Below are 21,758 nucleotides of genomic sequence, written 5' to 3'. Positions count from 1 at the left end.
CCGGCGGGCCCGGGGCGGGCCGCCCGCGGGGGCCCGGGCGGCCGCTCAGCCGGCCGCCCACTTCAGGGCGGCGGTCATCACCCGGAAGGCGCCGAAGTGCGCGGCGCCGGGCTCCAGGAAGAGGCTCGCCCCGGGGATCCGGTCGGCCAGCCAGCGGGAGTGCTCGACCGGGGAGAACTGGTCGTCGGCGCCGTGCCAGAGCCAGGCCGGCACGGCGACGTCCTCGACCTTGAAGCCCCAGTCGGCGGTGAACGCCAGCACGTCGTCGATCCAGCCGTCGGCGTTGTGCCGGAACGCCTCCCGGTAGGTGCTCTGGAGCATGTGGCGGATCCCCGCGTCGCCGACCACCGTCCGGTCCGTGGCGGGCAGTTCGGGGGCCAGGCCCTTGAGCAGCCGGACCGGGTCGTCCTTGATCTGGCGGGACCTGAACTGCATGCTGTCGACGATCCGGTGGTGCCCGCGCTCGGCCTCCCGGTACGCGTGCACGTTGGAGGGGGTCATCCCCGCGTACCAGTCCAGGCCGGCCGCGTCCCGGGGGGCGAGGCTGACCAGCGCGGCCACCCGGCTCACCCGGTCGGGCAGCAGGGCGGCGCAGGCCAGCGCGTGCGGCGCGCCGCCGGAGCGGCCCAGCACGGCGAACTCGGCCAGCCCGAACTCGTCCGCGATGGTGCGCACGTCCACGGCCGCCGCCGAGACCCGTCGGCCCGGCAGCCGGTCGGAGTCGCCGTAGCCGGGCCGGTCGAAGGCGATCAGCCGCACTCCCAGGCGGTACAGCACGGTGCTGCGCGGAGCCGGGCCCGAGCGGCTGCCGGGGGTGCCGTGCAGCAGGAACACCGGGCGCCCGCGGGGGTCGCCGAGGGTCTCCACCGCCAGCGTGCGGCCGTCCGCCGTCTTCACCACGCGTGACGCCACGCGGGATCCTTCCGTAGTCAGGGTGTCGGGTCCTTCGCCGGTGCGTTCCACCGGTTCGTGCGCCGGGTCGCCCGCGTCCCGCGGCCGGCCGGGCTCAGTGCTCGTGGCCGCGCACCTCCCGGCGTGCCTGCCAGGTGGTGTGCTCGCGGGAGACCGCGTCCTCGGCGTCCCTGGCGAGCCGGGCCCAGAGCTCCTCGGCGTCCGGCGAGCGCACGTCCAGCTGGGTCAACTGGCGGCGGATCAGTTCCAGTTCGTCGGCGGCCAGCGCGTACGCGGCGGCCAGCGGCCGGTACTGGCGCAGCTGCGCCCAGGCCGCCACCGAGGCGGCGACGGCCGAGACGGTGCCCAGCGCGTCGTAGCCGAAGCCGTCCAGCGCCCGCAGCACGGCGAGGACCAGCCCGAGGGCCGGCAGCACGATGCCCAGCACGCCCGTCCAGAACCCGGCCCGGGCGCACCGGCGGGCCTTGGCGGCGTACCAGTCGTGCTGGACCTTCACCCGCTCCTGCAGGTAGACCTCGCGGCGCACGGTCAGCGGCTGCTCGCGCAGGCCGCGCATCGCCTCGGTGACCTCGGCGGTGGCCTCCTCGCGCACCGCGCGGCTGTTCCGGAAGGCGTGCAGGACCCGGGTGAGCTGGAAGCGGTAGAGGCCCTCGGCGTCCGGCAGGGTGGTGGGCGGCGGCTGGTAGGCGTCGGCCCGGACGGCGAACTTCCAGGCCAGCGTCTTGACCGACTCCGCGGCGGCCCGGCCCTCGTACCAGAGGCCCTGCGGGTTCTGCCGGCCGGTGATCACCGCGAAGCAGATCGCGCCGAGGTAGGCCAGCGCCGCCGCCCAGGCCCACAGCGAGCCGTCGGCGGAGCCGGCCGCGGCGGCCGCGACCAGCAGCAGCAGTTCCCAGCGGGCCAGCGCCACCGAGCGCCGCTGGCCCTGCTGGGAGGCGGAGTCGGCGGCCCAGAACAGCTCGGGCAGCAGCTCGTGCTCACGGACCCGCCCCATCGAACCCGCCCCCGTCGCCATGCTCGGCCCCCACCCGTCGCTCAGGTCGCAGGGCCGTCATGCCCGCTCCGGCGGCCGGTACGCCCGGCTCCGCCCGGGGATGGCCAAGAAGCCCCGAAGGTTGTCTCAGACCGGCCCGGCGGTCCCGGCCCGGCCGGGAGGTGCGCCGGTGGCTCCCTCCGCCGCCGTCGCGCGCCCGGCCGCGGGGCTCAGAAGGTGTAGAAGATCCGGTCCGCGTTGTCCGCCATCAGCTTGGCGTTCCACTCCGTCCCGCCGTCGACGTTGCCGGAGCGGAACAGCGGCGGCTCGATGCCCCGGTCCGCGAGCCGGCCGACCGCGGAGGCGACCACCGCCTGCATCAGCGCGCTGGTCACGATGGTGGAGACCGGCCCGAAGGTGGTCGCCGCACCCGGGTGGGTGAGCTCGCCGTCGCCGACCGCGATCTTGTTGTCCAGCACCACGTCGCAGTGGTCCTTGAGGTACGTCCCGGACGGGTGCTGCGAGCTGACCTCGGCCGGGTAGGCCAGCGAGGTCAGGCCGATCACGTGCAGGCCCCGCGAGCGGGCGTGCGCGGCCAGCTCGACCGGCATCACCTGGCGCCCGGAGAGCGAGATGACGAAGAGCAGGTCGCCGGCCCGGGCCGGGGTGTGGTCCAGCGTCGTGGTGGCCAGGCCGGAGACCCGCTCCAGCGCGCTGGCGAGCGGGGCCGGGCGCACCGTGACGCCGGCCATGCCGGGGACGTCCAGCAGGTTCACCGGGACGAGGCCGCCGGCCCGGTACACCACGTCCTGGGCGGCCAGCGAGGAGTGTCCGGCGCCGTAGGTGAAGACCCGCCGACCGCCGGAGAGGGCGTCCGCGAGCAGTTCCGCGGCGCGCTCGATGTTGTCCGCCTCCTCGGCCCGGACCCGCTGCAGGTGGCTGATCGCGGCGTCGAAGTACTGTCCGACCAGGTCACTCATCGGGGCCTGCGCTCTCTGCCGGGTGGGGGCGCCCGGCCGCTGGGGCGGCCGGGTGGTCCAGACCGCCAGTGGAGAAAGCTACGGCGAGCACCGTGGTGCCTGGGGGCGCCGGCTGTCAACAGGGACGAAAACCGGCCGGGAACAACCTCGGGTGGGCCCGGTTGTCATTGCCGTACGTCAGAATTGGCGGTGAGGACACCGAGGAACGGAGCCAGCGGCGATGTCTGGGCTGATCGACACGACCGAGATGTACCTTCGCACCATTCTGGAGCTGGAGGAAGAAGGCATCACCCCGATGCGCGCCCGGATCGCCGAGCGCCTGGAGCAGAGCGGCCCCACCGTCAGTCAGACCGTCGGCCGGATGGAGCGGGACGGCCTGCTGCAGGTCGCCGGCGACCGGCACCTCGAACTCACCGAGGAGGGCCGTCGGCTCGCCGTCCGGGTGATGCGCAAGCACCGCATCGCCGAGTGCCTGCTGGTCGACGTGATCGGCCTGGAGTGGGAGCAGGTGCACGAGGAGGCCTGTCGCTGGGAGCACGTGATGAGCGAGACGGTCGAGCGCAAGGTGCTCGCCATGCTCGGCCACCCCACCCAGTCCCCGTACGGCAACCCGATCCCGGGCCTGGACGAGCTCGGCGACACCAAGGCGGAGGGGGAGGGCTTCGACGCCGCCCTCGTCACCCTGGACGCGCTGCGGCCCGGTGACGGCGGGGCCAGCGTGGTCGTGCGCCGGATCGGCGAGCCGATCCAGACCGACGGCGACCTGATGCGCACGCTGCGTCGGGCCGGCATCCGCCCGGGCGCGACCGTGCAGGTGGCCGTCGGCGCCGGCGGCGTCCTGGTGGGCAGCGGTGCCGACGCGGCCGAGCTGGGCAAGGAGATCGCGGCGCACGTGTTCGTCGCCCTGGCGTAGTACGGCCCGCCGTACTGCCGCCCGGGCGGGTGACCGGCCCGGGTGCTTCGGCATGTCCGCCTCCCGACGTCCGGCCCGGCCCGCGCGGTCACGGGGCCGGCTGCCGTGGGACGCCGAACGCCGTGAGGCCTCCGTCGCCGTGGGGTGTCGCCCGCCGTGGGCCGGAGCAGCGCGGTGGCCCGGTACGTCCCCACGTACCGGGCCCCGCGCTCCCACCCCGTCCCTCCCGTCCCCTCCTGCCCCCCTGTCCCGTGCCACCAGGCCACCCCGAGCCCGGCCGGTGCCACGCCCCCCACCGGCCCCCCGTGTCCCCACCCGGTTCCCCCCGGCCCCCCGGTCGCCGCGCCCGGCTTCCCCGTCCGAGCGCCCCTCCCGACTGTTCCCCGATCCGCTTCCCCGTGCGGCTCCCTCACTCTCGGCCCTGAGTCCCGGCCCGCTGCTCCCTTCCGTCCGGCGGCGTCCCCTCTCGGAGGAAATCCTCCCCTCGGCAGATCCCGGCAATCCTTGAGCGTTGTCACTCGTACGAGGGGCTTTCGCCTGTGACCAGCGGGTACACCGGTCTTTTGGCCGAACATGCGTCTGACGGGCCCCGACTCCGGTGGGAGAAGGGGCCCGCCACTCGCGCGCGGGGTGTCGCGCGGCGCCCGCCCTCACCCGATAGGAGTAGGGCGGCAGTTCACGGGGTGGGGCGGTGCACCCGGACGGGTGCCTCAGGAATGCTGGTGCACCACCGGCCGGCTCGGCCGGGCCGCCACCGCGGGGGCCTCACGGCCGCAGGCGTACGCCAGCGGGTTGATCAGCTCGGCGGCGTCCGGCAGCAGCCAGCGGTTGGCGGAGGACGGCGGCCGGGCCCACTGGGCGAAGCTGTACGGGCCGACCCGCGAGGGCGGGGCGACGATCCAGTCGCCCTCGCCGCGGGCCACCAGGTCGAGCCTGCCCGGTGCCCAGCCCAGCATCCGGAGCATCCCCGGGAGCTTGGCCAGCACGCCGGGCAGGACCAGGAAGAGCAGCCGCCGGCCGACCTGGCCGGCCGCGGCGGGCACCGCCACCACCGGGCCGAGCTGCAGGCCCATCCGCTCCATCCGGGCCAGCGCCAGGCAGCCGGCCACCTCCGGCACGTCCAGCACGTCGAAGGAGCGCCCGGTCGGCAGCAGGATCGACGCCTGCGGGTTCTCGGTCCACCACCGGCGCACCACACCCGGGCCCGCGCTGGCCTTGCCGCGCCAGTCGTCGCCGATCGGGTGCGCGCCGGGGGCGGCGCAGCGCGGGTCGCCGCACGAGCAGCGGGCCGGTCCGTCGCCGTCGATCAGCCAGGCGCCCTGGGCGACCTCCCAGTGGCGGTCCTCGGCGTAGCTGACGGCTTCGATGAGCAGTGGGGGCAGCTCGCTGCTGCTGCCCTGCTCGGGGGCTCCTGGGGTGTCTTCCACGCGCTGCTCAACTACCGTCCGTGAGGCTGGTTACGGCCCGGCGGGGGGCGGCCTGCGATCGGGCCGCAATGTCACCCGAAACGGTGACGGCTCCCCTCCGGAGCTGCGGCGGGCCGGGCGCAGTGGGGGCGCACGGGGGCATTGTCCCGGGCGCGCGGGGGGTGAGCACGGTCACCGTGGGTATCCCGCTGGCGTTGCTGATCGCTAACCTGGTGTCAGATTCCTTGGACCGTCGGACAGTCGGCAACAGATCAGCAGAATCGTCGTCCGCCGGCCGGGACCGGAGGGCGTTGGGGAGGCGAAGCCCATGGCCGCGAGACCACTTGTCGCACGACAGCCCAACGAGCGCCTGCAGCAACTCATCCAGGAGGCGAGCTGTTCGAACGCGGGCCTCGCCCGGCGGGTGAACCTGTGCGGCGCCGAGCACGGCCTCGACCTGCGGTACGACAAGACCTCGGTCGCCCGCTGGCTGCGCGGCCAGCAACCGCGCGGCCAGGCGCCCGCCGTGATCGCCGAGGCGATCGGCCGCAAACTCGGCCGCGGGGTCTCCGTCGAGGAGATCGGGATGGCCGACGGCAAGAACCTCAGCTCCGCCATCGGGCTGCAGTTCTCGGCGACGCTCAGCGGCGCCCTGGAGCAGGTCTGCGAGTTGTGGCGCAGCGACGTCGGCCGGCGGGACTTCCTGACCGGTGCCACGGTGGCCGCCTCGGCGCTGGTGGAGCCCAGCCGGGACTGGCTGATCACACCGCCCGACCCGGTGGTCGCCCGCAGCGGAGCCGTCCGGGTCGGCCCGTCCGACGTCGCGGCGATCAAGGCCACCACCCAGATGCTGGTCGACCTCGACCACCGCTTCGGCAGCGGGCACGTCCGCCCGGTCGTCGTGCACTACCTCAACAGCGTCGTCTCCGGCCTGCTCAGCGGCGGGTACCGGGACGAGACCGGCCGCCAGCTCTTCGCTGCGGTCGCCCGACTGACCGAGCTGGCCGGCTACATGGCGGTCGACACCGGGCAGCCCGGCCTCGCCCAGCGGTACTACATCCAGGCCCTGCGGCTCGCCCAGGCCGCCGACGACCGCGGCTACGGCGGCTACGTGCTGGCCGCCTCGATGAGCCACCTCGCGGCCACCCTCGGCAACCCGCGGGAGATCGCCCAACTCGCCCGCGCCGCCCAGGAGGGGGCCCGTTCGGTCGCCACCCCGACCGCGATGGCGATGTTCTACGCGGCCGAGGCCCGCGGCCACGCCCTGCTCGGCGACGCCCGGGCCTGCGAGGCGGTGGCGGCCAAGGCGCTGGCGGCGATGGAGCGCCGCAACCCCGAGGACGACCCGGACTGGATCGTCCACTTCGACGACGCCTACCTCGCGGACGAACTGGCGCACTGTCACCGGGACCTGGAGCAGGCCGGGCAGGCCGAGCGGTACGCCCGCCGGGCGCTCGACCTGCACCCGCCCACCCGGGTGCGGCGGCGCGCGGTGGACCTCGTCCTGCTGGCGACGGCCCAGTTGCAGCAGCGCGAGGTCGAACGGGCCTGCGAGACGGGCACCCAGGCGGTTCGGCTGCTCAGCGGGCTGCGCTCGAACCGGGGTGTGGAGTACCTGGACGAGTTCCGCCGCCGGCTGGAGCCGTACCGGGAGCACCGGGTGGTCCGCGAGTTCCAGGCCAGGGCGGAGGCCGAGGCGGCCTGAGCGTCCGCCGGGCCCGGGGCGCACCTCCGGGCCGGGCGCGGCCGACCGTCACCGGCACGCCCGGCGGGCCGGGCCCGCCGGAGCGGCCCCACCTTGGCCCCGAGCGCCGCGTGCGCCGGGGCCGGCGGTGCGTGACCGGGCCCGTGGTCCCGCCCCCGGGGGCCGGCGCCGGCGCACTCCCGGCGGGGGCGAACGGCCGCCCGCACCGGCCCGACCTGCCTCGTGTCGGTGGCGGCACATCGACGGACGGCACTCCCGATAGTCACCCGTCCGGGTGACCCGGTACCGTGGGCCCGATGTTCACGGGCAATTGACGCCCAGGAGAACCGCCCAGATGTGGTCCGCCGTCAACGAGGGCGCGGAACAACCGAGGAAGGCCCGGGTGCGCGTACGGGAGACAGGGCACGGGTGGCCGCCGGCCGCGCGGTCGCTGTCGGCTGTCCCGGCGTGCCCGGAGTCACGCACAGGTGAGGAATCGCGTTGAACCAGCGCCGCTCGTACCCCAACTCCGGTGACTTCAATCTGGATGACCTCTTCCGGCCGGAGCCCGGCCAGCAGACCGGTCAGCAGCAGGGGCAGCAGCAGGGCCAGCCGGCCGGTCAGCAGCCGGGCCAGCCGGGTCAGCAGCCCGGCCCGCAGGGGCAGCCCGGCCTGCCGCAGCAGCCCGGCCAGCCCGAGTACCTGGGCGGCGGCCAGGGCCAGGCCGCACCGGCCCCCGGCGGGTCCTGGGGCGGCCAGCAGCAGTACGCGCCGCAGCAGGCCGCCGCGCCGGGCGTGCCCGCCCCCGAGACCCAGTACCTGCCGCCCTACCCCACCGCGGACCCGCAGGGCGGCGGCTACCCGGCCCAGGGCGGCGCGCAGGCCTACCCGCCCGCGCCGGCGGCCTACGGCGCCCCCGACCCTGGCTACGCGCCGACCGAGCACGGCTACCAGCAGGCCGGGTACCCGCCCGCCGCTCCCGCCGCGCCGGCCGGGTCCGGCTACCCCGCCCAGGCCGAGCCGGCGTACCCGACCGCCTACTCCTCGCCCGGCGCGGGCGGCCGCCGGCCGTCCTCGAAGCTGATCATCGGCGGGGTGGTGGCCGGCTGCGCCGCCGCCGGGATCCTGGTCGCGGTGCTGATGAGCGGCGGCGACACCGCCGACAAGGGCCGCAGCCCGGGCACGCCGGTGGCGGCCGACAGCAGCGCCGCGGGCTCCGGCAGCGCGGCGGCCACCGCCGGGGCGCTGACCCCGGAGGCGAAGGAGCAGGCGAAGGCGCTGTCCGACCTGCTGGGCACCGCCAACGACAGCCGCCAGGCGGTGATCGGCGCGGTCGCCTCCGTCCAGAAGTGCGACAAGCTCCCCGAGTCGCAGCAGGCCCTGGCCGCGGCGGCCGGCCAGCGCAACGACCTCAAGACGAAGCTGGCGGCGCTGAAGACGGACAAGCTGGCCACCGGCCCGCAGCTGGTCGAACAGCTCAACCAGGCCTGGGGCGCCTCGGCCACCGCCGACACCGAGTACGCGGCCTGGGCCGGGGACGCACAGGCGGCCTGCGACCCGAAGAAGCAGGACAATCCGCACTACCGCGCCGCGGTGCAGGCCAGTGGCAGCGCCACCTCGGCGAAGAAGCAGGCCGCCGCGCTGTGGAACGCCATCGCGGGCCAGGCCGGCCTGCCGACCAAGGGCGACGGCGACCTCTAGGGCCGGGGGCAGGGCCGGGTCCGGCGCCGGAGCCCGGAACGACCGAGCGGGCCGGGCCGCCAGGCCCGACCCGCTCCCCACAAGCCGTCCGGCCGGCCTACGGCTTCTTGCCGCCGGTCAGCACCCAGCGCACGTCCACGAAGCCGGGCTGCTGGAGCGCCAGCCGTCCGGCCTTGGCCTGCTGGTAGGTCACCCAGGTGTTCACCAGTCGCGGCGACTCCGCGCTGGCCAGCATGTTGGTGGCGCCCCAGGCCAGCGGCGGGGTCAGGCCGTTGGTGTCGATCGGGTCGCCGCTGTCGAGCACCGAGCTGATCGCCTTGGCGGTGACCGGGCGACCGGCCGAGTTGAGCCGCTGGCCGACCTGCCGCAGCACCTCGTAGGCGACCCAGGTGGTCTGCACCCCGGAGTCCGCGACGTCGATCGTCCTGCCGTCGGCGGTGTTGGCCCGGACCACCGAGCGCAGGGCGTCCCAGACACCCGAGGACTCCGGCGGGTACCAGCCGGCGACGTACGCGCCGGCCAGCGGGCCGCTGTCGCCGCCGGTGGAGTCGACCACCGACTGCTGGACGCTGCCGATCACCGAGGCCAGGCGGGTGTTCTTGGAGCCGAGCCGGCGGTAGGAGTCGAGCAGGTTGCCGGTCGGCTCGGTGCCCAGGGCGACGGTCACGCAGTTGCCGGCGTCGTCCTTGCCGATGGCCTTGCGGGCGACCTCGGTGTAGTCGGTCGACTTCTCCGGCGCCTTGACGTCGACCAGCTTGGTCCCGGCCGGCTTGAGCGCGTTGGCGAGGTAGCCGAGCAGGCTGTCGCCGGCGGGGGTGTCCGGGCGGACCAGGGCGACCGAGCGGCAGCCGGTGTCGACCAGCTGGCGACCGCTGCCGGCGATCAGCGACGGCATGCCGCCGGCCACGGGGTAGGACAGCGGGCTGCTGAACTCGGCCCCGGAGAGGCCGTAGCCGCCGATGTACGGGATGCCGGCCCGCTCCAGGGTGGTCATGAAGCTCTCGCCGAACTGGCTGTACGAGCCGACCACGGCGATCGCCTTGGCGTCCACCGCCTGCTGCGCGCACTGGGCGACGGCGGCCGCCTCGTTGTGCTCGTTGCAGGTCAGCACCCGCACGTGGTGCCCGCCCAGGCCGCCCTTGGCGTTGATGTCGCGGCCCACGGCCTCGGCCAGCGCGGTCATGCCAGGCCGGTCGGTGGAGCCGGTGCCGGACGGGGCCCAGGTCATCACGGTGAGCTCGGCGCCGCCGGTGGAGGCGTCGGCGGGGCCTCCGCAGGCGGAGGCGCCGAACAGTGCGGGGAGCAGGGCTGCCGCCGCGGCCGCGGTCACCACCGGCCGGCGGCCGCCGGCGCGGGCTCCCGGTCGGTCGGAAGCGTCCTGACGGCGCCGAGCCGGCCGCCGATCGGCCGCCGACTGCTGGTCATCGGGCGATGCGGTCTGCCTGAACATGGCTTTCCCTCCCTGGGCAACCCTGCTGCTCACTCGCACCAGCCAAGCCGCCATGCCACAAGCACAGAGGGCTGAAAAGCGAACAGGCGGCCAACGGGGATGGAACACCGGGTGGGGTGGGTCGGGGACGCGTGTAGAACGCGAACGGTAGGGGAACGTACGATCACTCCCCATGTCCGCCAGCACAGATTCTTCGTATCGGTCTGCCCGAAACCCTTCTCGTCCGGGGCACCGCTCCAGCACGATGGGCGGCATGCCGCTCAACGACCTGCCCTGGTGGCGCTGGCGTGCCCGACTGCGCTCGGCGCTGCACATGCTGTCCGACCCCGCGTTCCAGCAGGAGACCTGGCTGGCCGGCCACGAGGGCTTCGGTGACGTGACCGACGCCGTCTACCGGCTGGTCGAGGACACCTGGCTGGACCGCTGGTCCGCCGAGAAGTACGTCGGGACGATCTTCCGCGACTCCGCCGAGGCCGCCCTGGTGGACGTCGCGGTGCTGCGCGTCGTGCGGATCCTCCACCAGGTGGGCGCGGACGCACCGGTCTCCGAGTACCTCGCCCACCACGGCTGGCCGGAGGCCCTGCGGGCCTGCCGCGAGGCCCACGTCCGGCTGGCCCAGAACGACGGCGAGGACCCGGACGCCGCACCGCGCTCGCTGGAGGTCCTGCGGATCGTGACGCAGATCTGAGGGCGGTCGCCGGGCCGTCCGGCCGGCGTCCCGCAGTTCGGGCAGGGCCGCGGGCACCGTCCGGAATATGACACGCTTGACCGTCCACGCCGAACGATCTTCAGGACAGGACCCCCACCGTGGAACAGCAGACGGCCAGCGCCCAGTACGTCCTCACGCTGTCCTGCCCGGACAAGCAGGGGATCGTGCACGCGGTCTCCAGCTACCTCTTCATGACCGGCTGCAACATCATCGACAGCCAGCAGTTCGGCGACGGGGACAGCGGGCTGTTCTTCATGCGGGTGCACTTCTCCGCCGAGGAGCCGGTCACGGTGGACAAGCTGCGGGCCAGCTTCGCGGCCATCGGCGCCTCGTTCCGGATGGACTGGCGGATCCACCCCAGCGCGGAGCGGATGCGGATCGTCCTGATGGTCAGCAAGTTCGGGCACTGCCTCAACGACCTGCTGTTCCGGACCAGCATCGGCGCGCTGCCGGTGGAGATCGCCGCGGTGGTCTCCAACCACTCCGACTTCGAGGAACTCACCGAGTCGTACGGCATCCCGTTCGTGCACATCCCGGTCACCAGGGACACCAAGGCCGACGCCGAGCGGCAGCTGCTCGACCTGGTGGAGCGGGAGAGCGTCGACCTGGTGGTGCTGGCCCGCTACATGCAGGTGCTCTCGGACGACCTGTGCAAGGCGCTGTCCGGGCGGGTCATCAACATCCACCACTCCTTCCTGCCGAGCTTCAAGGGCGCCAAGCCGTACCACCAGGCGCACACCCGGGGCGTGAAGCTGATCGGCGCCACCGCGCACTACGTCACGGCGGACCTGGACGAGGGCCCGATCATCGAGCAGGAGGTGGCCCGGGTCACCCACGACGTGACGCCGGACCAGCTGGTCGCCCTCGGTCGGGACGTCGAGTGCCAGGCGCTGGCGCGGGCCGTCAAGTGGCACAGCGAGCACCGCGTGCTGCTCAACGGGACCCGTACCGTCGTCTTCGCCTGAGCGGGTTCCTCCGGTCCGCGGCCGTCCGACCGGGGTCGTCCGGTCCGCGGCCGTCCGACCGGGGTCGTCCGGTCCGCGGGCGCCCGACCGGTGACCGACGTCGGTCACGGCCGGGAGAGCAGCGGCGCGGCCCGCAGCACCTCGCGGATCGCGGCCCGGTCGCCGTGCTCGCCGACCGGCAGCCGGTCCGGGTCGCGGTGGGCGGCGGCCAGCTGGCAGAACTCCAGGCCGTCCAGGACCATCGCCGCCACCGGCTCCGAGCACCGTCCGTACCCCGGCCCCCGGCCCGCCGGGGCCGGCCCGTCCAGCGGGATCAGCCACTCGCCGGCCGCCGGGCCGTCGATCACCAGCCTGAGCACCCGGCCCGGCCGGTCGCCGGGGGCGCCGCCCGGCCCGATCCGGCCGGCGCGCCGCAGCGCGGCCACCGCCTCTGGGAGCATCCGGGCGGCCAGATCGACCATCTGCCGCAGGTGCGGAGCCGCGGGCGGCGGGTACGGGTAGGCCACCGCGCGGGCCACGTCCTCACCGTGCACGTAGCACTCGAAGGCCCGGTCCACGAAGGCGTCCCGCAGCGGCAGGGCGGCGAAGCCGTAGTCGACCGGGAGTCCGCCCCCGGGCGCCAGCGCGGCGCCCCGCACCAGCGCCCGGCTCTGCCGGCGCCAGAGCGTGCGGACGGCGCCGGGCGGGTGGCCGGCCTGGGCGGCGGCGAGCCGGCCGCTGCGATCGACGATCCCGGCGAACGGCGAGACCCCCTGCGGCGGCACCCGCGGCGCGGGCCGCGCCGCCGGGCCCGGCACCCGTGGGCCGGGGGCGCCCGCCGCAGTCGAGCCGGGCTTGCGGGCCGGTCCGGAGTCGTCCGGGACGGGATCGGGGAGTCCGAGGGCCAGGGCGAGGTAGCCGTCCACCGCCGTCAGGTGGCTCAGCACCTCGGCCGGCCGCAGGCGGTCCGTCCCGCCGTGCCAGGGCAGTTCGACCACCTCCTGCCATTCCTCGGGGCCGAGGTCGCGCAGCAGCGCGTCGAGTTTGGCGCTCTCGGCGCCGTACGGCGCTCCCCAGGCGGGGAGGGGCAGTTCGGCCGGGCGCCGGGCCAGGCACCAGTCGAGGACCTGCTGGCGCAGCGCGCCGGACGGATCCAGCGGCTCCTCGTCGGCGGCCCCGGGCGGCGCGCCCGGGGGCGGGTCGGGATCCGGCCCGCGGCCCGGCCGTCGCCGCTGCGCCGCCCGTCGCCGGGTCAGGGCGTCCAGCCAGGAGCGCAGCGAGCCCCCGGCGGGGTCGAAGGCCTCCGGGTGGGTCCACGCCTGGGCGAAGACCTCGCGGGTGAGGCGTTCGGCCGCGGACTGGTCGTCAAGGAGTCGGCCGGCCAGGCCGTGCACCAGCGGCGCGAGTCGGTCGTAGAGCTCGCCGAGCGCCGGTTCCTCGCCCCGGGCCAGGTGTCGGTGGAGTCGTTCGTCCCGGGAGGGAGTCCGTCCGGGCGTGGTCATCCGCGCGCCCTCCCGGTCGGGTCCGGTCCGGCTGCCGCCGGCCTGCTGGCCCCACGGTATCCCGCGGGCTTTCCGGCCCGGGGGTGAATCCTCCGAAGAGCGACGCCGAACTGTCGGACCGTCAGATCGTTCGGGGCCGGGTGCGCGGGCGCCGTGGGGGAGGCGTTCGAAGGCATTCGGATATGTGTCGGAAGGGTTGTTCCAGAGTGGCGACCGTGGTGTCCCGGGTATCGGGGAGTAGTTTCGCTACCCTCGTTCCCAGCAGACCCGGCCGGGCCGAGGGAGGGTCGCCGGCCGGTCATCGGCGCGAGGATCGCCAGAGTGAGCGGGACAGTATGCACTGCCCTGTCCCCCGATCGCTGGAATATGCCCGAAGCGCTTGCTGCGGTCGACGCGCCGAATCATCCTGAGGCGTATTCGTGCCGCAGCCAGGGCGTGACGAACAGGTTGTGTGACGGACCAGAGTGCGGGGCCGCCCGGTTCGAGGGCGGGCGGCCCGGACCGGCCGGACGAACCGGCCCGATCGAGAAGACGGCCGAACTGCGAGTGCGGGTGGTGGAGCGGTGCAGGTACTTCAAGTACAGCTGGCGGTGCAGGCGGACCCCGCCGAGGTCGGCCGGGCCCGCAGGTGGGTGCGCTCACGGCTGCTGAACCAGGGGGTCGACCCGGACGCGCCGATCGCCGAGACGCTGGTGCTGGTGGTCTCCGAGCTGGTCACCAACGCGGTGGTGCACACCGGTTGTCCGGCGGTCCTGCGACTCCTGATGCCGGTGGACTGCACCACCGCCGCGGGCCCGTCGCCGGCCGGCGGGGCGCGGCTGTTCGCGATGGTCGGCCCGCTGCGGGTCGAGGTGGCCGACGCCAGCCAGGCGGCGCCCGCGCCCAGGCGGGCTGGCGACGACGAGGACGCGACCAACGGCCGGGGGCTGGAGCTGGTCGAGCTGCTCTGCGACCGTTGGGGCTGGTACCCGGACGGGTCGGGCAAGCGGGTCTGGTGCGAGATCGACGCCGCGGCCGGCGCCGCCCGGCCGGAGGCCGATGTCCCGGGCGCGCTGCTGCCCGACTCCCTGGAGCGGGTGACGGTCGCGCCCTGATCGCACCGTTCCGGGTACGGCCGAAACACAGCGCAACCATTCCGAATTTCGGACAACCCATTGACGTGAAGTATTCAGCTGATCACTCTTGGGTGCAGCTCTCCGTTGCGAGGGGACGCCGAGGAACCGCCGACCGTCACCGCGGCGCTGCTGTCCCAGGGGGAACTCAGCAGGCGGGCCGTGTGGCGCCGGTCGTGCGAACGTGCCTTGGCGAGTGCGGAGGGCTCGGTGCGGGTTCAGGGCCCGCGCGTCGCCGTTGGACGGCGGCCGGCCGTGCCGTGCTCGGGGTGCGCACGGCGTGCCGCCGTCCAACCGTCGGCCGGAACCCTCCGGTGCCCCGGGGCGTGCTCCCGGTCTCCGCCCCCGGTCGCGGCTCAGGCCCGGTCCGGCCCCGTGACCTCGCGGAACGTCCGCCGGTAGGTGCTGGGCGCCACGTCCAGCCGCCCGCGCAGCCGCAGGCGCAGTGAGGCCGCCGTGCCGAAACCCGACTCGCGCGCCACCTGGTCGATCGTCAGGTCGGTCCGCTCCAGCAGTTGCCGGGCCCGCTCGGTGCGCTGGACCGTCAGCCAGTTGCCGGGGCTGCTCCCGGTCTCCTCGCGGAAGCGCCGGGTGAAGGTCCGCACGCTCATGCCGGCCCGGGCGGCGAGGTCGCGCAGCGCCAGCGGCTCGTCCAGGTGTTCGACGGCCCAGGCCCGGACGGCGGTGGTGCCCGGCGCGCCCGCGCCGGTCGCGGGCCTGGGCAGCTCGATGTACTGCTTCTGGCCACCCTCGCGCCAGGGCGGCACGATGCAGGTCCGGGCGACGGCGTTGGCCACCGTGCTGCCGTGGTCGCGCCGCACCAGGTACAGGCAGAGGTCGACCCCGGCGGCCACTCCGCCGGAGGTGAGGACGTCGCCGTCGTCGGTGAACAGCACGTCGGGGTCGAGCCGGACCTGCGGGAACAGGGCCGCGAACGGCGCGGTGTGCCGCCAGTGGGTGGTCGCCGGGCGGCCGTCCAGGAGTCCGGCCGCGGCCAGCACGAAGGCGCCGGTGCAGATCGACACCAGTCGTGTGCCGGGTCGGATCCGGGCCAGTGCGGCGGCCGTGTCGGGCACCGCCCGGCCGGCCGCGTACGCCTCGGCCAGTCCGGCCGCGGCCGGTACCACCACGGTGTCGGCCTGTTCCAGGAGTTCGGGCCCGTGGTCGACGCTGATCCGGAAGTCCGAGCTGGTCGCGACCGGGCCGCCGTCCAGGGTGCAGGTGGCCACCCGGTAGAGCGGGGTGCCGTCCGGGGCCTTGGCGGACTCGAAGATCCGCGCGGGGATGCCGAGTTCGAAGGCGATGACGTGGTCCAGGGCCAGCACCGCGACCCGGTGCGGGGCCGCTCCACGGGCGGTCTGTCGGTGTACGTCCGGCATGCCGGCTCCCCTCGTCGAGGCCACCGATGCTGCCACACCCGGGCCGGGGCCGGCCGGAGCGTGGGCGGACCCGATGGCCCGATCCTGACGAAACATGGCAGTCAGGCCACTCGTGGGGGCGGCGGGCCTTCGGGACACTCGGCTCTGTGACCGAACCGACCACCCGGCCCACCGCCGCCCCCGCCGACCGTCCCCCCGGCCCGCCCGTACCCACCCCGGCCCCCCTTGCCGCCCCCGGCCCCGGGCCGGCCGCCGCGCCGGCGACCCGCCGGTCCGCCCGGCCGCACTACGCCTGGGTGGTCGCGGGCGTGGCCCTGCTCGTGCTGGTCGGTTCGGCCGGGTTCCGGTCCACGCCCGGCCTGATGATGGACGCGCTGAACGCCGAGTTCGGCTGGTCGCACGCGACCGTGGCGAGCGCCGTCTCCGTCAACCTCACGCTCTACGGCCTGACCGCGCCCTTCGCCGCCGCGCTGATGGACCGCTTCGGCGTCCGGCTGGTGGTGGTCTGCGCGCTGCTGACCATCTCGACCGGCGCCGGTCTGACCATCCTGATGACGCAGAGCTGGCAGCTGATCCTCTGCTGGGGCGTGCTGGTCGGCCTCGGCAGCGGTTCGATGGCCGGGGCCTTCGCGACCACCGTCTCGGGCCGCTGGTTCAAGGCCCGGCAGGGGCTGGTCACCGGGGTGCTGACGGCCGGCGGCGCGGCCGGCAACCTGATCTTCATGCCGCTGCTGGCGGCGCTGGTGGAGCGCCAGGGCTGGCGTACGGCGGTGGTGGTGGTCTCGCTCGCGTCGACCGCCGTGGCCGTCCCCGTGCTGCTGCTGATGCGCGAGCGTCCGGCCGACATCGGCCTCTTCCCGTACGGCGCGACCGAGCACCCGCCGGCGCCGGTGACGAACGGCAGCGCGCTGGCCCGCTCGCTGCGGGTGCTGCGGGACGCCGCCCGGCGCAGGGCGTTCTGGCTGCTGGCCGGGTCCTTCGCGATCTGCGGCGCGACCACCGCCGGCCTGGTCGGCACCCACTTCATCCCGGCCGCGCACGACCACGGCATGCCGGTGACCACGGCGGCGAGTCTGCTGGCGCTGGTGGGCGTCTTCGACGTGGTGGGCACGATAGCCAGCGGCTGGTTCACCGACCGCTTCGACTCGCGGCGGCTGCTGGTCGTCTACTACGCGCTGCGCGGGCTCTCCCTGCTGTTCCTGCCGCAGCTGTTCGCCGGGTCGCTGAAGCCGCCGATCCTGGCCTTCGTGATCTTCTACGGACTGGACTGGGTGGCCACCGTCCCGCCGACCGTCGCGCTCTGCCGCCAGCACTTCGGGTCGGACGCGCCGATCGTGTTCGGCTGGGTGCTGGCGGCCCACCAGATCGGGGCGGCCGTCGTGGCCGGGCTGGCGGGCCTGTCCAGGGACGCCTTCGGTGACTACGACCTGGCCTGGTACGCGGCCGGCGGGCTCTGCGCGGTGGCGGTGCTGCTCTGCCTGGCCCTGCGTCATCGCCCGGCCGGAGCGCTGCCTGCGGCGGCCTGAGCGGCGCCCCGGGAGACCCGGGGGCCCCCGACGGGTGCGGGGCGGGGAGCGCCGGGCCGTCGTGGCAGCCGGTCGGCAACAGTGCTGTCGTAATGGGCTCATAGGATGAGTGGCTATGACACTCAGCTTCGTGCTCGACCCCGACCCGACCCCCGAACTGCGCACCGAGATCGTCCGGCTGTGGGCGGACGTCACCAACGCCGGCGGCGCCGTGGGCTTCGTCCCGCCGGTCACGGCGGACGACGTCCGGGCCACCGCCGACCGGCAGTTCGCCGGGGTCGCACCCGAGGGTCCGGACCGGCTGCTGGTGGCCCGGGAGAGCGCGAGCGGGCGGATCGTCGGGGTGCTCTTCTTCGAGTCCATGCGGTTCGCACTGATGGAGCACTGGCGGATGCTCAAGCGGGTCATGGTCCACCCGGACTTCCAGGGCCGCGGCCACGGCGTCGAGCTGATGGCCGAGGCCGAGCGGATCGCCCGCGACTGGGGGCTGGACGGCCTTCGGCTGACGGCCCGCGGCGGCCTCGGCCTGGAGGCCTTCTACCTGCGCTGCGGCTACAAGGAGGTGGGGCGGGTGCCGGGCGCGATCCGGGTCGCCCCCGGCGACGACCGCGACGACATCACCTTCTGGCTCGGCCTGGACTGACCCGCCCCGGGCGCCGACCGCCGGGCCGGCGGGGAACGGGCGGGGCCGTACCCCGCACGCCCGGCCCGGCATGCTTCACTGGGAGACCGGACCGGACCCTCCCGTGTAGTAAGGATGTCCCCTCGTGAGCAGCAAGCCGCTGAGCAGCCAGGCGCAGAGCAGCCCGTCGCCGAGCAGCCAGTCGCCGAGCGGCCGGCCGGCGGCCGCCGCCGCGCCGATCGGCACCGCGCACGCCACCCTGCGCTACACCTCCATGCGCGCCAGCATCTTCCTCGGGTGCCTGCTGGTCACCCTGCTGCTGGGCCACTTCGGGATCATCCCGGTGGTCGGCGCGACCGGCTTCGTCTTCCTGGTGCTCATCGCCGCCCTGGTGTCGGCCCCGCTCAGCTACGTGCTGCTGAGCCGCCAGCGGGACGCGATGTCCGCGCAGATCGCGGACCGGGTGGGCGCCAAGCTGCGCACCCGCACCGGCGACCGGATCGCGGCCCAGAACGCCGAGGAGGACGCCGCCGACGACGCGGCGCGCGCGGCCTCCGCCCAGCAGAACTGACCGACCCGTGGCCGCGGACGCGACCCCCGGGAGCGGCCGGCCGGCGGCGGCCCCGCGCCGGCCCACCGGCCGCGACGTGGCACGGCTCGCCGGTGTCTCGCAGGCGACCGTCTCGCTGGTGTTCTCCGGCTCGCAGACCGGCCACCGGGTCTCGGAGGCCACCCGGCAGCGGGTCCTGGAGGCGGCCGGCGGCCTCGGGTACCGGCCGCAGGCGGCGGGGCGCCAACTGCGGCTCGGTCGCAGCGGGATGATCCTGCTGGCCGTGCCGAACATCCTCGGCCCGTTCTTCGGCCGGGTGCTGACGGGCGTGCACGAGGAGGCAGGCCGGTACGGTCTGGCCGTGGTGGTGAGCTCCGGGTGGGGCAGCGCGACGCTCGCCGAGGTCGCGGGCACCAGCCGCTTCGACGGCCTGCTGATCTGCTCGCCGGACGACAGCCAGCTCGGTGAGCTGCCGGCCGACACCCCCGTGGTCTTCCTGGACGCCGACCCGGACGCCGACCGGACCCGGCCGACCGTCGAACTGGACGTCGCCGGCGGGATGCGGGACGCCGTCGGCCACCTCGCCGTGCTCGGCCACCGCCGGATCGGACACCTGCGCTCGATCCACTCCGCCCACACCTTCCGGGTCCGGCAGCAGGCCTTCGAGCGGGTCGCCGGGGAGCTCGGCCTCGACGTGCTGGAGCTCGGGGTCAGCCTCAACGAGGGCCAGGCCGCCGCCCGGGCCGCCGCGCACGAGCTGCTGGGCCGGGCCGACCGCCCGCACGCGGTCGTCTGCGACGACGACGTGGTGGCCTCCGGGGTCTACCAGGCGGCGGCCGAACTCGGCCTGCGGATCCCGGCCGACGTCTCCGTGGTCGGCATCGACAACATCCCGGTGGCCGGGCTGCTGGCGCCGCCGCTGACGACGGTCGATCTGCCCGGCGAGGAGCTCGGCCGGGTCGGCCTGGCCGCCCTGGCCGGCCTGCTGCGCGGCGAGCCGTTCAGCCCGGTGGCCCCGCTGGCCACCGGGCTGGTGGTGCGTTCCTCCACGGCCGGGGCCGTGGGCTGATCCGGTCGCGCTACGGCTGGTCGGTGCGCCCGGGCTGCTCGGTGGGCTTCCCGGTGCCGCGCGGCCGGCGGGTGTTGCCGGGGGCGGGCGTCCCGTCGGTGGCGCCCGGGCTCGCTCCGGGTGTCGCGGTCGACTTGGGGTCCCGGGGCGCCGGGTCGGGGATGTGGATCATCTGCAGGGGCTCCTTGGACGTGCCCCGCAGCGCCTCGTTCATGGCCTGCCGCCAGATCGGACCGGGGCCGGTGGCGCCGAACACCTCGTCGAAGTAGTCCCCGTTGATCCGGATGTCGCGCATCTCGACGCCGCCGGCGGGGCCGCCGAGCCAGACCGAGGTGGCGAGCTGCGGGGTGTAGCCGCTGAACCAGGCGGCCTTCTTCTGGTCCGAGGTGCCGGTCTTGCCGGCGATCTGGCGGCGCCCCTCCAGGCCGAGGTCCGCGCCGGTGCCCTTCTCGGTGACCCCGTTCAGGACGGTGGTGAGGGTGTCGGCGGTGAGCTGCGATATCGCCTGGTTGCAGGAGGCGGGCGGGACGGGGACGTCCTTGCCGTCCACCGTGGTGATCTTGCTGAGCGCGAGCGGGGTGCAGTAGACACCGCGGGCGGCGAAGGTCGCGTAGACGTTCGCCATGGTGAGCGGGCTCATCTCCTCGACGCCCAGGGCCATCGCGGGCACCTCCTCCAGGGGCTTGCCGCTGGCCTTGGCGTTGATGCCGAGCTTGTTGGCCATCTGCTTCACCGGGCAGAGCCCGATCTGCTGTTCCATCTGCACGAAGTAGGTGTTGACCGACTTGGCCATCGCCTCCTTCAGCTCGTACGGGCCGACCTCGCTCGCCGACTCGTTGGGCACGCTGCGCTCCTTGCCGGTGGCGAGGTTCTTCCAGGTGCCGTCGCAGGTCTTCATCGTCGGGTAGTCGATCCGGTTCGGCGCCGGGTACGACTGGGTGGACGGCAGCCCCGCCTCCAGCGCCGCGGCCGCGACGACCGGCTTGAAGGTGGACCCGGGCTGGAACCCGTTGCCGCCGCCCATCGCCGCGTCCACGTTGTAGTTGACGACCGTCTCGTTCTTCTCCTTCTCCAGGCCGTACGGGCGGGTCTGGGCCATCGCGAGGATCCGGCCGGTGCCCGGCTCGATCATGGTGGCGGCGGCCGAGACGCTGTCGGTGACCCGCACGTTGTCGCTCACCGCGTGCTGGGCGGCGGCCTGCTTGTCCGGGTCGAGGGTGGTGTAGATGTTCAGGCCGCCCTGGTCCCAGAGCCTCTTGCGGTCGGCCGCGCTCTTGCCGAAGACCGGGTCCTGCTTGACCACGTGCCGGACGTAGTCGCAGAAGAAGCCCATGCCGGCGCCGGCGGTGATGCAGCCGTTGCGCGGCGGCCGGAAGGCGAGCCCGAGCGGGGCGGCCTTGGCCTCCTTGGCCTGGGCGGCGGTGATGTGCTTGTTCTCCAGCAGCTTGTCGATCACCACGTCACGGCGCTTCTGCGCGGCCTGCGGGTGCAGTTTGGGGTCGTACTGCGAGGGGTTCTGCACCAGCCCGGCCAGCGTGGCGGCCTCGGGGACGGTCAGGTCCTTGTTGCTCTTGCCGAAGTACCGCTGGGCGGCGGCCTCGACGCCGTACGCGCCGTTCCCGTAGTACGTGATGTTGAGGTAGTTGGTGAGGATCTGGTCCTTGGTCAGGTCCTCCTCCAGCTTGATCGCGTACTTCAGCTCCTGGATCTTGCGGCCCAGGGTCTTGCGCTGCGCCTCCCGGACGGCCGCCACGTCGTCGCCGGCCTTCTCGACGTTGACGTTCTTCACGTACTGCTGGGTCAGCGTGGACGCGCCCTGCACGGTGGCGCCGCTCTCGGCGTTCTTGCTCACCGCGCGCAGCACGCCCTTGAGGTCGACGGCGCCGTGCTCGTAGAAGCGGGCGTCCTCGATGTCGACCTGGGCCTGGCGCATGATCGGCGCCATCTGCTCGGCGGTGAGCACGGTGCGGTCGCGCTCGTAGACCTTGGCGATCAGGCCGCCCTTGGCGTCGAAGATCTGGGTCGCCTGCGAGAGGGCCGGGGTCTTGAACTCGTCGGGGATGCTGTCGAAGCTGTCGGCGGTGTTCTTGGCCGTCAGCCCGAGCGCGCCGACGGCGGGCAGCGCCATGCCGGCCAGCAGCACGCCGGACAGCACGCTGACACCGAGGAAGGTGGTTCCGTAGCGGACCGAGCGGAGCGCTGAGCTCCCGCGGCCGCGCCGGACGGGGGGTGTGGGGGAGGGCTCGGGCTTCGGGGGGCGCGTCGGTGCCATGTCCGAACACTATGTCCACCCCCGTGGCACAGTGAGACAGGTGTTCGCACACGG

The 21,758-nt window shown here is 74.5% G+C and carries 18 protein-coding genes; 10 read left to right on the top strand and 8 right to left on the bottom strand.

Annotation, left to right across the window (positions count from 1 at the left end; all coding sequences use genetic code 11):
* Positions 1–45: 45 nt before the first annotated feature.
* From ACFTWP_RS04015 to ACFTWP_RS04005, 3 genes are all read right to left on the bottom strand, one after another.
* Entirely contained in the window at positions 46–912 is an 867-nt protein-coding gene (locus ACFTWP_RS04015) for an alpha/beta fold hydrolase (RefSeq protein WP_380262410.1), read from the bottom strand.
* Positions 913–1,006: 94 nt separating this feature from the next.
* Positions 1,007–1,927 (bottom strand): DUF4231 domain-containing protein, encoded by a 921-nt coding sequence (locus ACFTWP_RS04010; RefSeq protein WP_380262408.1) that lies wholly within the window; start codon positions 1,925–1,927, stop codon positions 1,007–1,009.
* A gap of 188 nt (positions 1,928–2,115) precedes the next feature.
* Entirely contained in the window at positions 2,116–2,865 is a 750-nt protein-coding gene (locus ACFTWP_RS04005) for a sugar isomerase domain-containing protein (protein WP_380262406.1), read from the bottom strand.
* Positions 2,866–3,085: 220 nt separating this feature from the next.
* Here ACFTWP_RS04005 and ACFTWP_RS04000 point away from each other — a divergent pair, with 220 nt between their 5' ends.
* Positions 3,086–3,778 carry a metal-dependent transcriptional regulator gene (locus tag ACFTWP_RS04000; RefSeq protein WP_380262404.1) on the top strand — a complete coding sequence of 231 codons (693 nt, stop codon included), beginning with the start codon at positions 3,086–3,088 and terminating at the stop codon, positions 3,776–3,778.
* Positions 3,779–4,488: 710 nt separating this feature from the next.
* Here the strand turns inward: ACFTWP_RS04000 and ACFTWP_RS03995 are convergent.
* Complete coding sequence (locus tag ACFTWP_RS03995) at positions 4,489–5,205, bottom strand: bifunctional DNA primase/polymerase (protein WP_380262402.1); 717 nt, start codon at positions 5,203–5,205, stop codon at positions 4,489–4,491.
* A gap of 307 nt (positions 5,206–5,512) precedes the next feature.
* On the opposite strand from ACFTWP_RS03995, the gene ACFTWP_RS03990 reads away from it, so the two are divergent.
* Positions 5,513–6,889 carry a transcriptional regulator gene (locus ACFTWP_RS03990; protein ID WP_380262400.1) on the top strand — a complete coding sequence of 459 codons (1,377 nt, stop codon included), beginning with the start codon at positions 5,513–5,515 and terminating at the stop codon, positions 6,887–6,889.
* A gap of 480 nt (positions 6,890–7,369) precedes the next feature.
* Positions 7,370–8,569: a hypothetical protein gene (locus ACFTWP_RS03985; RefSeq protein ID WP_380262398.1), complete on the top strand. Its 1,200-nt coding sequence runs from the start codon at positions 7,370–7,372 to the stop codon at positions 8,567–8,569.
* Positions 8,570–8,666: 97 nt separating this feature from the next.
* On the opposite strand, the gene ACFTWP_RS03980 is transcribed toward ACFTWP_RS03985, so the two are convergent.
* Positions 8,667–10,019, bottom strand: coding sequence for an ABC transporter substrate-binding protein (locus ACFTWP_RS03980; protein WP_380262396.1), 1,353 nt, complete (start codon positions 10,017–10,019; stop codon positions 8,667–8,669).
* A 244-nt stretch (positions 10,020–10,263) separates the two neighbouring features.
* Between ACFTWP_RS03980 and ACFTWP_RS03975 the strand changes: the two genes are divergently transcribed.
* The gene (locus tag ACFTWP_RS03975) at positions 10,264–10,707 is read left to right on the top strand and encodes a hypothetical protein (protein ID WP_380262394.1); all 444 of its coding nucleotides are present in this window, start codon (positions 10,264–10,266) and stop codon (positions 10,705–10,707) included.
* 119 nt (positions 10,708–10,826) lie between these two features.
* Positions 10,827–11,693, top strand: a complete 867-nt coding sequence (gene purU, locus ACFTWP_RS03970; RefSeq protein WP_380262392.1) for a formyltetrahydrofolate deformylase — start codon at positions 10,827–10,829, stop codon at positions 11,691–11,693.
* Positions 11,694–11,797: 104 nt separating this feature from the next.
* Here the strand turns inward: purU and ACFTWP_RS03965 are convergent, their stop codons facing one another.
* Positions 11,798–13,174: a sigma factor gene (locus ACFTWP_RS03965; RefSeq protein WP_380262390.1), complete on the bottom strand. Its 1,377-nt coding sequence runs from the start codon at positions 13,172–13,174 to the stop codon at positions 11,798–11,800.
* Between the two features lie 563 nt (positions 13,175–13,737).
* On the opposite strand from ACFTWP_RS03965, the gene ACFTWP_RS03960 reads away from it, so the two are divergent.
* Positions 13,738–14,268 (top strand): ATP-binding protein, encoded by a 531-nt coding sequence (locus tag ACFTWP_RS03960; protein ID WP_380262388.1) that lies wholly within the window; start codon positions 13,738–13,740, stop codon positions 14,266–14,268.
* Positions 14,269–14,642: 374 nt separating this feature from the next.
* On the opposite strand, the gene ACFTWP_RS03955 is transcribed toward ACFTWP_RS03960, so the two are convergent.
* On the bottom strand, positions 14,643–15,665 hold the full coding sequence (locus ACFTWP_RS03955) for a GlxA family transcriptional regulator (protein ID WP_380262386.1): 1,023 nt from the start codon (positions 15,663–15,665) through the stop codon (positions 14,643–14,645).
* A gap of 146 nt (positions 15,666–15,811) precedes the next feature.
* On the opposite strand from ACFTWP_RS03955, the gene ACFTWP_RS03950 reads away from it, so the two are divergent.
* The 4 genes from ACFTWP_RS03950 (at position 15,812) to ACFTWP_RS03935 (ending at position 19,432) form a co-directional block, all read left to right on the top strand.
* The gene (locus tag ACFTWP_RS03950) at positions 15,812–17,191 is read left to right on the top strand and encodes an MFS transporter (RefSeq protein ID WP_380262384.1); all 1,380 of its coding nucleotides are present in this window, start codon (positions 15,812–15,814) and stop codon (positions 17,189–17,191) included.
* Positions 17,192–17,306: 115 nt separating this feature from the next.
* Positions 17,307–17,834: a GNAT family N-acetyltransferase gene (locus tag ACFTWP_RS03945; protein WP_380262382.1), complete on the top strand. Its 528-nt coding sequence runs from the start codon at positions 17,307–17,309 to the stop codon at positions 17,832–17,834.
* Between the two features lie 124 nt (positions 17,835–17,958).
* Positions 17,959–18,384 carry a DUF4229 domain-containing protein gene (locus ACFTWP_RS03940; protein ID WP_380262380.1) on the top strand — a complete coding sequence of 142 codons (426 nt, stop codon included), beginning with the start codon at positions 17,959–17,961 and terminating at the stop codon, positions 18,382–18,384.
* Positions 18,385–18,391: 7 nt separating this feature from the next.
* On the top strand, positions 18,392–19,432 hold the full coding sequence (locus ACFTWP_RS03935; protein WP_380262378.1) for a LacI family DNA-binding transcriptional regulator: 1,041 nt from the start codon (positions 18,392–18,394) through the stop codon (positions 19,430–19,432).
* A 10-nt stretch (positions 19,433–19,442) separates the two neighbouring features.
* Here ACFTWP_RS03935 and ACFTWP_RS03930 read toward each other — a convergent pair whose 3' ends face one another.
* Entirely contained in the window at positions 19,443–21,704 is a 2,262-nt protein-coding gene (locus tag ACFTWP_RS03930) for a transglycosylase domain-containing protein (protein ID WP_380262376.1), read from the bottom strand.
* Between the last annotated feature and the right edge of the window lie 54 nt (positions 21,705–21,758).

Source organism: Kitasatospora sp. NPDC057015 (assembly GCF_042673745.1).
In the GTDB taxonomy this organism is placed as follows: domain Bacteria; phylum Actinomycetota; class Actinomycetes; order Streptomycetales; family Streptomycetaceae; genus Kitasatospora.
The sequence above is the reverse complement of the archived record's forward strand: the minus strand, read 5'-3'. Positions and strand labels throughout refer to the sequence as shown.